The following is a 14,389-nucleotide window of genomic DNA, read 5'->3' as shown; positions in this document are numbered from 1 at the left end:
CGATTGGTAGCGTCCAAGCGCGCGGCGGGTCTTCCTGTCCGGCAGCGCAGATGCGCCGATTCGGCGCGGCCGGAGCGAGGCCGTGCCCATTGTGTTTTCCGAATCAAGGGGAGTGAGTAGTCGTGCCTCGAACCGGTGAGATCCGACTCCCTCTGACACCGGCCCAATCGGGTATCTGGTTCGCGCAGCGGATCGACTCCTCCCTCACGATCTACAACATCGCCGAGTATCTCGACATCGCCGGGCCGGTGGATTCCGACCTGTTCGAAACGGCGCTGCGCCGCGTGGTCGGTGAAACGGACGCCCTGCGGGTGCGATTCACCGAGAACGGGGAAACTCCCGAGCAGCACGTCATGCCGCGGATCGACTTCCCCTTCGTGGTCCGGGACCTCACCGGCGAGCAGGACCCCGTCCGCAGCGCCCGGGCCTGGATGGACGAGGACGGCGCCCGGCCGGTGGACCTGTTCGGCGACCGCCTGTTCACCTTCGCGCTCTTCAAGGTCGCCGACGACCGCTGGCTCTGGTACCACCGCGTCCACCACATCCTGCTGGACGGGGCAGGGGTGGCCCTGTTCGTGCCGCGCGTGGCCGAGGTCTACACCGCGCTGGCCACGGGTGGGACGATCCCGGACACTCCGTTCCCGCCGCTGCGGCAGCTGGTGGAGGACAGCCGGGAGTACGCCGGAAACCCCGACCGCGAACGCGACCGCGCCTTCTGGCAGGACCGCCTGCGGGGAGCCCGGCCCGCCGCGGCTCTCGCCGGGGGAGCCCCCCACATGCCCCGCAGCCTGATACGCCGCAGCGAGACGCTCGGTGCGGACGCCGTCGAGCAGGTGCGTGACGCCGCCCGCGAGGCCGGCACGGGCTGGCCCACCGTGGTGGTGGCCGCACTCGCCCTCTACGTGCAGCGCCTGACGGGCACCGACGAAGTCGTCATCGGCCTGCCGGTGGCGGCCCGCCGCACCCGCGCGACGAGGAACGTGCCGGGCAGCGTGTCCAACCTCGTGCCGCTCCGCCTGGGCATCCGACCCGACACCGACGTCGAGGCCCTCCTCGGCACGGTGGCCGCACGGATGCGGGAAGCCGTACGCCACCAGCGCTACCGGCAGGAGGACATCCGCCGGGACCTCAGACTGAGCCCGGACCAGCACCTGGTCGGACCCCACGTGAACCTGGTGCTGTTCGACTACGGGATCGAGTTCGCCGGGCACGGCGCGACCGCGCACAACCTGCCGAACGGCCCCATCACCGACCTGGCGGTCGTGATGGACACCCGCTCCACGGGGGGCGGTCTGCGCTTCGACTTCGACGGCAACTCCGCGCTCTACGACCAGGAGTCGCTCGCCCGGCACCAGCGCCGGTTCCTGGACCTGCTCGCCCGCCTGTGCGCCTGCGACCCCTCGACGCCGGTGGGACGTCTGGACACCCTCACCGAGGAGGAACGCGAGCGGACGCCGGCGGCGCCGCAGCCCGCCGCGGAACCGGTGGCGCCGACGCTGCCCGAACTGTTCGAGCAGGTCGCGGCCGGCAACCCGGACCGCACCGCCGTGGTCTCCGACGGTGTCGGCCACTGCTACCGCGACATCAACTCCCGCGCCAACCGGCTCGCCCGCGCCCTCATCGCGCGCGGCGCGGGCCCCGAGCAGTTCGTTGCGCTGGCGCTCCCCCGCTCGGCGGACACGGTGGTGGCGATCCTCGCCACGCTCAAGGCCGGAGCCGCCTACCTGCCGATCGACCCCGGCTATCCCGCCGAGCGGATCGCCTACCTGTGCCAGGACGCCGCGCCCTCCCTGGTGATCACCGACTCCGCCCACCTCGGCCGCCTTCCCCGCGAGGCCGGCTCGGCGCTGGTACTGGACGCTCCGGACACCGCCGCCGAGATCGCCGGGCACGGAGCCGGGGACCTTGCTGCCTCGGAGCGCCGCCACCGCCTCGACCCGCGGCATCCGGCCTACATGATCTACACCTCGGGGTCCACGGGCCGTCCGAAGGGCGTGTCCGTGCCCCACCGGAACGTCCTGCGCCTGTTCACCGCCACCGAGCAGTGGTTCGGCTTCGGACCGGACGACGTGTGGACGCTCTTCCACTCCTACGCGTTCGACTTCTCGGTCTGGGAGATCTGGGGACCACTGCTGCACGGGGGGAGGCTCGTCGTGGTTCCCGACGAGGTCCGCCACTCCCCGGAGGACTTCCTGCGGCTGCTGGCCCGGGAACGGGTCACCGTCCTCAACCAGACGCCGACCGCCTTCTACCAGCTCCTGCAGGCCGACGACGAGAATCCCGCTGCCGGCGCGGAACTGGCGCTGCGGCACGTGGTCTTCGGTGGCGAAGCGCTGGACCTGCGGCGCCTGGAGCGCTGGTACCAGCGGCATGCGGACGACGCGCCCGTGCTGGTCAACATGTACGGCATCACCGAGACCACCGTGCACGTCTCCCACATCGCACTGGACCGTGGAGCCGCGGCAGCCGGGCAGGGCAGCGTGATCGGCTCCCCCCTCCCCGACCTGGGCGTGTACCTGCTGGACAGCGCGCTGCGTCCGGCTCCGCCCGGTGTCGCCGCGGAGATGTACGTGTCCGGCGAGGGGCTCGCCCGCGGCTACCACGGCCGGGCCGGGCTCACCGCCCACCGGTTCGTCGCCGATCCGTTCGGTGCGCCCGGCGCCCGCATGTACCGCACCGGTGACGTCGCCCGGTGGACGCCCGACGGCGGACTGGAGTTCGTGGGGCGGGCCGACCAGCAGGTGAAGATCCGCGGTTTCCGCGTCGAACTCGGCGAGGTCGAGGCGGTGGTGGAGAACGCTCCCGGCGTCGGGCAGGCGGCCGTGATCGTCCGCGAGGACCGCCCGGGCGACAAGCGGCTGGTCGCCTATGTCACGCCCGCCGGCGACGCCGGCAGCGTGGACGTCGAGGCGCTCCGTGCGACCGCTGCCGCCACGCTGCCGGACCACATGGCGCCCTCTGCCTTCGTGGTGCTGCCGCGGCTCCCCATGACCACCAACGGCAAGCTGGATCGCAGGGCACTGCCCGAACCGGAGGTCGTCGCCGGCGCTGCGGGACGGGCACCCCGCACCCCCGCCGAGGAGGTCCTCTGCGGACTGTTCGCCGAGATCCTCGGCGTGCCCGAGGTCACCATCGACGACAACTTCTTCGACGTCGGCGGCCACTCCCTGCTCGCCACCCGGCTCGTCGGCAGAATCCGCTCCGTCTTCGGCGTGGAACTGCAGATACGGGCCCTGTTCGAGGCTCCGACCGTGGCTACCCTGGCGGAGTGCGTCACCTGCGCCGAGAACGCACGGTCCGGCATCACCCCGATGCCGCGCCCGTGCGAGGTGCCGCTCTCGTTCGCTCAGAACCGGCTCTGGTTCGTGGACCGGCTGGGCGGCCCGAGTTCGGCGTACAACATCCCGCTGGTGCTGCGCCTGCACGGCGACCTGGACCGTGCGGCCCTGCTCGCCGCGTTCCGCGACGTGCTGGCCCGGCACGAGAGCCTCCGCACGGTCTTCCCGGACGTGAAGGGCATCCCGAGCCAGGTCGTGCTCGACACCGAGACGGTGACCGTCGACCTGCCCGTCTCCGCCATCAGCGCCGAGGAACTGCCTGCGGCGCTGGCCAGCTGTGCCGCCGGAACCTTCGACCTGGCGGTCGAACTGCCGGTGCACATCGACCTGTTCTCACTCGGCCCCCGGGAGCACGTGCTGTCCGTCGTGGTGCACCACATCGCCGCGGACGGCTGGTCGCTGGGCCCGTTGGCCCGTGATCTGTCCACGGCCTACGCGGCACGGGTGCACGGTACGGCCCCGGACTGGGAGCCGCTGCCGGTGCAGTACATCGACTACACGCTGTGGCAGCGGGAGGTCCTCGGGGACGACCGGGACCCGTACAGCACGATGGCCCGTCAGCTCGCCTTCTGGCGTACGGAACTCGCCGGTCTGCCGGAGGAGACGCCGCTGCCCCTGGACCGGCCCCGTCCGGCGGAGGCCGACTACCGGTCCGGCACGGTGGAGCTGCGGATCCCGCCGGAACTCCACCGGGGGCTCGGTGCTCTCGCGCGGCAGAACGGGTCGACGCTCTTCATGGTCCTCCAAGCGGGTCTCGCCTCGCTGCTGTCGAAACTGGGTGCCGGCTCCGACGTGGTGCTGGGAAGTCCCGTCGCCGGACGCACCGACGACGCGCTGGAGAGCCTGGTCGGCTTTTTCGTGAACACTCTCGTGCTCCGCACCGACCTCTCCGGCGACCCCTCGTTCTCGGAACTCCTGGACCGGGTGAAGGAGAACAATCTCGCCGCTTACGCGAACCAGGAAGTGCCTTTCGAGCGCCTCGTCGAGGTCCTGAACCCCGAACGTTCCCTCGCGCGCCATCCGTTGTGCCAGGTGCTCTTCTCCCTCCAGAAGAAGATGGACAATGAGCTCGCCTTCCCGGGGATGCAGGCAGTGGCCGAACCCGGTGTGCGGACCATGGCAAAATTCGACCTCTCCTTCGAATTCAGCGAGTCCACGGACGTCACGGGGGCCCCCGCAGGAATCGAGGGCGTCGTCGAATTCCGCACGGACCTGTTCGACCGTTCCACGGTCGCGGCACTCGCCGGCCGCCTGACGCGGCTGTTGGAGGCGGTCGCCGCCGCCCCGGGCACACCCGTCCGCGAGATCGACGTGCTGTCGCTGCCGGAACGCCGCCGCATCCTCGAGGAGTGGAACGACACCGCCCGCGACCTGCCCGGCGGAACACTCGTCGACCGCCTCGAGCGGGCAGCGGCGGAGCATCCGGACGCCCCGGCGGTGCGCGACGACGTGCGGTCGCTGACACACCGCGAACTGCACGAGGAGGCCGACCGGCTGGCCCACGAGCTCATCGGGCGCGGTGCGGGCCCCGAACGCGTGGTCGCACTCGGCATGCCGCGCACCGCGGACGCCGTGGTGGCCGTACTGGCGGTTCTGAAGAGCGGCGCTGCCTACCTCCCCGTCGACCCGGGCTACCCGGAGGAGCGCGTCGCCTTCCTGCTGTCCGACGCCGCCCCGGCGCTGCTGCTGAGCACCTCCGGTGTGCTCGCCGGCTGGTCCGACGAGGTGGTCGGCGGCGTGCCCACCCTCGCGCTGGACGACGACGCGACACAGCGGGCGGTGGCCGCACGTCCCGCCGCACACCCCACCGACACCGACCGGCATGCCGCGCTGCACCCCGGCAACGCCGCCTACGTCATCTACACCTCCGGATCCACCGGAACCCCCAAGGGCGTCGTCGTCGCCCACAGCAACGTCGTCAACCTGGTCACCTGGGCGGCCGGGGAGATCGGACGGTCGGCGCTGTCACGAGCGCTGGCGTCGACCTCCCTCAACTTCGACGTGTCCGTCTTCGAGATCTTCGGGCCGCTGGCCGCGGGCGGCAGCATCGACGTGGTCCGCGACCTGCTGGCACTCACCGAACGGCAGGAGGGCTGGAGCGGCGGCCTCATCAGCGCCGTTCCGTCGGCCCTGGCCCAGCTGATCGGGCAGGACGCCGCTCCCGCCTCCGCCGAACTGGTGGCACTCGCGGGAGAGGCCCTCACCGCCCGCGCGGTCGCCGACATCCGCACGGTGATGCCGCAGGCCCGGATCGCCAACATCTACGGGCCCACCGAGGCCACGGTGTACGCCACGGCCTGGTTCTCGGACGGCTCCGCCGCCGAGCCGCTGATCGGATCTCCTGTCACCAACACCCGTGTCCACGTGCTGGACTCCCGCCTGCGGCCGGTTCCCGCCGGTGTCGCCGGCGAGCTGTATCTGGCGGGAGCGGGGCTGGCCCGCGGATACCTGAACCGGTCGGCGCTCACCTCCGGGCGGTTCGTGGCGAATCCGTTCGGCGCGCCGGGCACCCGCATGTACCGCACCGGCGACCTGGTCCGCTGGACCAACGAGGGCCGACTGGTGTACCTGGGCCGCACCGACGACCAGGTGAAGGTGCGCGGATTCCGCATCGAGACCGGCGAGATCGAGGCCGCGATCGCGGAGGACCCCGCGGTCGCACAGGTCGTGGTCGTGGCACGCGAGGACCGTCACCGGCACAAGCAGCTGGTGGCCTACGTCGTCCCCGCCACCGGTGCCGAGGCCGACACCGCCCGCCTGCGCGATCTGGTGGCCGGCAGGCTGCCCGGGTACATGGTGCCCGCCGCTTTCGTCGTGCTGCACCGGCTCCCGCTCAACCCCAACGGCAAACTCGACCGGAACGCGCTGCCCTCCCCGCAGTTCGCGGGCGACCGGACCGGACGGGAGCCGCGGACCCCTCAGGAGCAGGTGCTGGTGGGGCTCTTCGCCGAGATCCTGGAACTGTCCACAGTCGGCATCGACGACAGCTTCTTCGACCTCGGCGGGCACTCGCTCATCGCCAACCGGCTCATCATCAGGATCCAGGCGGTGCTCGGTGCCGATCTGGCGGTCCGCGACCTCTTCGAGGCTCCGACCGTCGCGGAACTGGGCGAGCTGATCGCCCGCGCCGGCACCGCCCGGTCCCGCGTCGTCGCCGCCGAACGCCCCGCACGCGTACCGGTGTCCTTCACCCAGCAACGGCTGTGGTTCCTCAACCGCCTCGAAGGCCCGAGCCCGACCTACAACCTCGGGGTCTCCCTCCGGTTCAGCGGCCAGGTGAGCCGCGACGCGCTCCACGAGGCGCTGCTCGACGTGATCGGGCGGCACGAGAGTCTCCGCACCCGTTTCCTCGACTGCGACGGAGTTCCGGTCCAGCAGATCCTCGCCCCGGAGGAGGCCCGGCCGCAGCTCCCGGTCACGGAGCTGACGGAACCGGAACTCGACACCGCGCTCACCGCCGCTGCCCGCCGGGGCTTCGACCTGGAGAACGAACTGCCTATCCGGGCCGAGCTGTTCGTGCTCAGCCCCACCGAGCAGGTGTTCCTCGTCCTGGTCCACCACATCGTCGCCGACGGCTGGTCCTACGCGACGCTGGTCAACGACTTCTCCCGGGCCTACGCCGCGCGGCGGGCCGCACACGCCCCCGACTGGGCGCCGCTGCCGGTCCAGTACGCCGACTACGCACTGTGGCAGCGGAACGTCCTGGGCGACATCGACGAACCCGACAGCGAGCTGGGGCGCCAGGTCGCGTACTGGAAGGAAGCCCTCGACGGGATCCCCGACCAGCTGGAACTGCAGACGGACCGCCCCCGTCCCGCCGTCCCCAGCCACGACGGGGACTTCGTCCCCCTCACCATCAGCGCGGAAGTGCACGCCCGGCTGCTGGAGATCGCCCGCGGTTCCGGTGCCAGCGTGTTCATGCTCATGCAGGCCGGGCTGGCGGCGCTGCTCAGCCGCATGGGCGGCGGCGAGGACATCCCCATCGGCACCTCGGTGGCAGGGCGCAACGACGAGTCCCTGGTCGACCTGATCGGCTTCTTCGTCAACACCCTGGTGCTCCGCAACGACCTGAGCGGCGACCCGACGTTCCGGCAGTTGCTGAGCCGCGTGCGCGAGCGGAACCTCTCCGCCTACGCCAACCAGGACGTGCCGTTCGAGCTGCTGGTGGAGGCGCTCCGGCCCGAGCGTTCGCTGTCGCGCCACCCGCTGTTCCAGGTGCTGCTGAACTTCGAGAACACCCCGCAGATGCAGCTGGACTTCCCCGGAGTGCGGACCCGGCTGCACCCCGTCAACACCCTGACCGCCAAGTTCGACCTGTCGTTCTCCGTGGGGGAGCGGTACGCCGACGACGGCAGCCCGGCAGGCATCACCGGACTGCTCAACTTCAACACCGACCTGTACGACCGCAGCAGCGCCGAGGACATCGCCGCGCGATTCAGCTGCCTGCTCGAATCCGCCGCCGACGACCCGGCACAGCGCGTGAGCAGGCTCGACCTGCTCGGCGCGGCGGGCCGCCGCCGGCTCCTGGCCCTCGGCACGGGAGAGATCCGCACCGAGGTCCCGCCGACCTTCGTCGAGCGGTTCCAGGAGCAGACGGCGAAGACCCCCGACGCCGTCGCTCTGCTCTGCCGCGGTGAGGAGGTCACCTACCGGGAGCTCAACGAGCGTGCGAACCGCCTCGCGCACCATCTGATCGCCCTCGGCCACGGCGCCGAGGACATGATCGCGGTCGCGCTGCCGCGGCGACCGGAACTCGTGGTCGCCCTGGTGGCCGTCCTCAAGGCCGGCGCCGCCTACCTCCCCGTCGACACCGACTACCCGGCCGAACGCATCGCCTACATGGTGGACGACGCCCGCGCCGGACTGCTGCTCACCGACGGCACGGTCGGAGCCGACATCCCGGAGACCGAGAACCTCCCCCGCCTGCTGCTGGACGCCGCGGACGTCGTCGCGGCACTCGACGGCCGGCCGGCGAGCGACCCCTCGGACGCCGACCGGCTGCACCCCGTCAGCCCGCACCACCCCGCCTACGTCATCTACACCTCCGGGTCCACCGGGCGGCCCAAGGGCGTGCTGGCCGAGCAGCACAACATGAGCGACTACCTGTCCTGGAGCACCTCCGCCTACCCCGGCACCACCGGCACGGCGATCCTGCACAGTCCGATCTCCTTCGACCTCACCGTCACCGCGCTCTACACCCCGCTGTCCGTCGGAGGCCGGGTCGTCCTGGCGACCCTGGACGACGTCGACCCGCCGACGCTGGCAAAAGTCCAGGACGACCCCTGCACCTTCATCAAGGCCACCCCCAGCCACCTGCCGCTGCTGGAGGCCCTCCCCGAGGCGCTCTCCCCGAGCCGCGAACTCATGCTCGGCGGCGAGACCCTGCTGGGAGAAGCCCTCACGGACTGGCGGGCCCGCAATCCCGAGGCCCACATCTACAACGGCTACGGCCCGACCGAGACCACGGTCAACTGCACCCAGCTCGTCATCCCCGCCGGTGAACCTGTCGCCGACGGGCCGCAGCCCATCGGCCGCGCCATGCCCAACACCTGGCTGTACGTCCTGGACGAGCAGCTGCAGCCGGTTCCGGTGGGCGTGGCCGGCGAACTCTACGTGGCCGGTGAGGGCATCGCCCGCGGCTACCTCCACCGGCCGCGGATGACCTCCGAGCGCTTCGCCCCCAACCCGTTCGGCCCGCCCGGTTCCCGCATGTACCGCAGCGGCGACGTGGTGAAGTGGACCCCCGACGGCGACCTGTACTTCCTGCGGCGCGTCGACGACCAGGTGAAGGTGCGCGGCTTCCGCGTCGAGATCGGAGAGATCGAGAACGCGGTCCTGCGCCGCCCCGGTGTGGCGCGGGCGGCCGTCGTGCTGCGCGAGGACACCCCGGGCGACCAGCGTCTGGTGGCCTACGTGGTTCCGGAGGACGGGGCGCTGGACCGGACCGCCCTCGCCCGCGGGACGGCGGCGGACCTGCCGGACTACATGGTGCCCGCCGCCTACGTCGCGCTCGACGCGCTGCCGCTGAGCCCCAACGGCAAGGTCGATCGGCGTGCGCTGCCGGAACCCGACTGGTCCGCAACGGTCACCGGCAGGGCACCGCGGACCCCGCAGGAAGAGATCCTCTGCGGCCTGTTCGCGGAAGTGCTGAAGGTTCCCGAGGTCGGGGTGGAGGACAACTTCTTCGACCTCGGCGGCCACTCGCTGCTCGCCACCCGCCTGGTGAGCCGGGTGCGCACGGTCTTCGGTACCGAGATGCCGATCCGGGCGTTGTTCGAGACACCCACCGCGGCTGCCCTCGCCGATGCGCTGGACGAGGCGCCCCAGGGCCGGCACCCGCTGCTCCCCGGCCCCCGGCCCGACCGACTCCCGCTCTCCCACGGTCAGACCCGGCTGTGGTTCCTGAACCGGATGGAGGGCCGCAGCGCCACCTACAACCTCCCGGTCGCGCTGGAACTCGACGGCCCAGTGGATGTGGCGGCGCTGCGGGCGGCGCTCGGCGACGTGGTCGCCCGGCACGAGGCACTGCGCACGCTCTTCCCCGAGCGCGACGGCCGCCCGCATCAGGTGGTGCTCGATCCCGCGGTCGCCGCACCCGAGTTCGCCGTACTCGACGTGCCCGACGACCGGCGGGACGACGAACTGGCACGCGTCGCCGCCACGGGCTTCGACCTGACGGTCGAAACCCCGCTGCGGGCGACCCTGCTGCGCACCCCGAACACCCCTCCGGTGCTGGCCGTGGTCATGCACCACATCGCGGTCGACGGCTGGTCGACCGGCCCGTTCGGCCGGGACCTGGCGGTCGCGTACGGAGCTCGATGCTCCGGCACCACCCCTGACTGGAACCCCCTGCACGTCCAGTACCCGGACTATGCGCTGTGGCACCGTTCCGTGCTCGGAGACGAGAACGATCCGGAGAGCCTGGCGGCACGCCAGACGGCCTACTGGCGCGAGGCGCTGGCGGGGATACCGGACGAGCTGACCCTCCCCGTCGACCGGCAGCGCCCGGCCACCCCGTCCTACCGCGGCGGCTGGGTCACCTTCGAGCTGGACGCCGAGCTCCACCGGAACCTCGCGGAACTCGCACGGCGCTGCCGGGCCAGCATGTTCATGGTCCTCCAGGCAGGTGTGTCGGTGCTGCTGAACCGTCTCGGAGCGGGCACCGACATCCCGCTCGGCACACCCATCGCCGGCCGCACCGACCAGGCCCTCGACGATCTGGTGGGATTCTTCGTCAACACGCTGGTGCTGCGCACCGACCTGTCCGGCGACCCCACGTTCGCCGAGCTCGTCGAGCGGGTGCGCGACGTCGACCTGGCGGCGTACGCGCACCAGGACGTGCCGTTCGAGCGGCTGGTCGACGTGCTCGGTCCCGAGCGTGCGATGGCCCGGCACCCCCTGTTCCAGGTGATGGTGAGCCTCCACAACAACCCGGAGGCCGAGTTCGACCTGCCGGGCGTCTCCGCCAGGCGCCTGATGCTCGACCTGAACGTGGCGAAGTTCGACCTCAACCTCAACCTGCGCGAGAAGCTGGACGACGACCGCGCCCCCGCCGGTATCGAAGCCGTCGCCGAGTACAGCGCCGACCTCTTCGACCACGGCACCGTCGTCCGGGCGACCCGGCAACTCACGCACCTGCTCCGGCAGATGGTTGCGGAGCCCGATCGTGCCGTCGCCGACCTCGACATCCTCTCGCCCGCCGAACGCACGCTGATGCTGGACGGCTGGAACGCCACGGCAACCGACTTCGGCACCCGTTCGCTGGTGGACGCGATCGACGAGGCCGCCGGCCGTACGCCCGAGCGGGTGGCGGTCACCGCCGAGGACGGCAGGCTCACCTGCGCGGAGCTCGTCACCCGCGCGAACCGCATGGCGCACTTCCTGATCCGGCACGGGGTCGGGCCCGAGGTCCCGGTCGGGGTCAGCCTCCCCCGCGGGCTGGACCTGGTGGTGGCGCTGCTGGCCGTTCTCAAGTCCGGTGGCGCCTACATCCCCCTCGACCCGGCCTACCCCGCCGAGCGGGTGCGGTACATCCTGGCGGACGCCTCGCCGGCACTCGTACTGACCACGGCCGCCGCGTCCGACGGACTGCCGCTGCCGCCCGGCACGGACACCGTCGCCGTGGACGCCCCCGAGCTGCGGCGCGAACTCGCCGGACTGCCCGACGGCGCCCCGCCGGTCACGGCCTCCGGGGAGAACCCCGCCTACGTGATCTACACCTCCGGTTCCACCGGCCGGCCCAAGGGCGTGGTGGTCACCCGGGCGAACATCGCCAACTTCGTCCTGGACATGCGCGACCGGCTGCCGGTCGGCGCGGCGGACACCCTGGTGGCCGTCACGACCGTCGCGTTCGACATCGCCGGACTGGAGCTGTACGTGCCCCTGGCGGCCGGTGCGCATTTGGTGGTCGCCGGTACCGAGGACGTGCGGGACATGGACCGGCTGGCGGAGCGCATCGAGCGGACCGGGGCCACCCTCGTCCAGGCCACGCCGACGCTGTGGCAGGCACTCGCCGCCGAGCATCCCGAGGTGCTGGAGGGGGTGCGCGTCCTCGTCGGCGGCGAGGCGCTGCCGGCGGCGCTGGCCGGCCGGCTGCAGGAACTCTCGGCCGGTGTACGGAACATGTACGGCCCCACCGAGACCACGGTCTGGTCCACCACCTGGCAGGCCGACGGCAGGCAGGGCGCGCCGGCCATCGGCACCCCGATCGCCAACACGCGGGTGTACGTCCTGGACGCGCGTCTCGCCCCCGTACCCGTAGGCGTCGCGGGCGACCTCTACCTGGCCGGCGACGGTGTGGTCCGCGGCTACCGTGACCGGAGCGGGCTGACCGGCGAGCGCTTCGTCGCCGACCCGTTCGGTCCGGCCGGCTCCCGGATGTACCGCACCGGTGACCTCGCCCGCTGGAACACCGCGGGCGAGCTGGAGTTCGCCGGCCGGGCCGACGACCAGGTCAAGGTCCGCGGCTTCCGCATCGAGCTCGGCGAGATCGAGACCGTGCTGGCCGAGCATCCCGCCGTGGCCCGGTCCACGGTCGTTGCCCGCGAGGACGGATCGGGGGACAACCGCCTGGTGGCCTACCTGGTGCCGGTCGCCGGACAGGAGGTCCCCGAGGCGGGCGAGTTGCGGACGCACGTCGCCCGGGTGCTGCCCGACTACATGACCCCCGCGGCCTTCGTCCCGCTCGACGCGCTGCCGTTGACCCCCAACGGCAAGGTCGACAAGCGCCGTCTGCCGGATCCCGACTTCCGGGCACTCGTCTCCGACGAGGGACCGCGCACCCCGCACGAGGAGGCGCTCTGCGAGGTGTTCGCCGAGGTCCTCGACCTGCCGTCGGTCGGCATCCGGGACAGCTTCTTCGACCTGGGCGGCGACAGCATCGTCTCCATCCGGCTGGTCAGCCGCGCCCGGAAGCGGGGACTGCGGATCAGGCCGGAGGACGTGTTCGTCCACCGGACGGTGGAGGGGATCGCCCGGGTGGCGACCGAGGTGTCCGGGATCGTCGCCGAGGCGCCCGGCGGCGGCGTCGGCGGAGTCCCGCTGCCGCCGAACGTGCACGCGCTGCGGGAGCAGGGCGGACCGGCCGCCACGTACCACGAGTCGCTGCTGCTGGACGCCCCGGCCGATCTGGACGCCGAGCGCCTGCACGCACTGCTGGCCCTGCTCACCGACCGCCACGACGTCCTGCGTCTGGTGCTGGGCCGTCACGGGGACGAGGACACCTGGACCCTCGAGGTGCGCCCGGCCGGATCGGCCGGCACGGTGCCCCGGGCCCGCCACGTGGACGTCGCCGGTCTGGACGCCGGCAAGCTGGCCGCCACAGTGCAGGACCACGCCCGCGAGACCGTACGGGAACTCGACCCGGAGACCGGCGACGTGGCCCGGTTCGTCTGGTTCGACGCCGGTCCCGGAAACCGGGGTCATCTGCTGCTGACGCTCCACCGCCTCGTCGTCGACGCCGCTTCCTGGCAGCTGCTCCGCGCCGATCTGGCCGCCTGCTGGCAGGCGGTGGTGTCCGACGCTCCCGCACCGATCGGTGTCGGCACCTCCTACCGGCGCTGGGCCCAGGAACTCGTCGCCGCGGCACAGGACCCGGAGCGGGAGCGGGAACTGGACCGGTGGACCGCGCTGCTGGCCGGCCAGGAGCCGCGGCTGGCCGCGCCGGCCGCGCCGGCCGCGCCGGCCGCGCCGGCCGCGGCCACCACGGCCACCACGGCCACCGACGGCGCTCCGTCGACGCTCGAGGGCGAACTGGCGGCCGAGGACACGGCCGTACTGCTGGAACGTGCCCCCGAGGCGTACAACTGCGCCGTCGAGGACATCCTGCTCACCGCGTTCGCGCTCGCCGCCGCACACTGGCGGCGCCGTTACCTGAGGGACCACATCAGCGGCAGCGGAGTGCTGCTGGACCTCGAACGGGACGGCAGGGAGCCGTTCGCCGCCGGCCAGGACCTCTCCGCGACGGTCGGCTGGTGCACCACCGTGCACCCGGTGCGGCTGGATCCCGGCAGCATCGACTGGACCGAACTGACCGCGGGCGGACCCGCCGTGGGCACGGCGGTCAAGACGGTCAAGGAACAGGTGCGCGCCGTGCCGGACTCCGGCGCCGGATTCGGCATGCTCCGCTACCTCAACCCCCGCACCGCTCCCGAACTGGCGGCCCTGCCCCGGCCCGACATTCTCTTCGGCTACCGCGGACGCCTCGACTCCGCCACGGACGCCGCGTGGGCGGTGTCGACCGGTGGCCTCGCCGTCTCGGCACCTCTCCGCGACGCTCAGGCTCCGCCCGGGCACGCCCTGGAGTTCACGGCCGCCGTGGTGGACGGTCCCCAGGGGCCACGCCTGACGGCGACCTGCGCCTGGCCGGGCGGGCTGCTCGAGGAGAACGTCGTGCGGGAACTGGTCGACGACTGGTTCCACGCCCTGCGAGCGGTCGCCTCCCACTCCGCGACGGCCGAGGCCGGTGGGCACACCCCGTCGGACCTCTCCCTGGTCGGCCTGGACCAGGACGACATCGACGTGCTGGAAGCTGACGGAAGGTTCTTCTGATC

Annotated in this window: 1 protein-coding gene; it reads left to right on the top strand. The window is 72.1% G+C overall.

Translation table 11 applies throughout. The features are described 5' to 3' along the window. Nucleotides 1-122 precede the first annotated feature (122 nt). Nucleotides 123-14,387 (top strand): non-ribosomal peptide synthetase, encoded by a 14,265-nt coding sequence (locus ACL06G_RS04575; RefSeq protein WP_412835454.1) that lies wholly within the window; start codon nucleotides 123-125, stop codon nucleotides 14,385-14,387. The last annotated feature ends 2 nt before the right edge of the window (nucleotides 14,388-14,389 follow it).

It is taken from the genome of Streptomyces callyspongiae (genome assembly GCF_047200695.1).
Lineage (GTDB): Bacteria > Actinomycetota > Actinomycetes > Streptomycetales > Streptomycetaceae > Streptomyces.
This window is presented reverse-complemented; position numbering and strand designations above follow the sequence as displayed.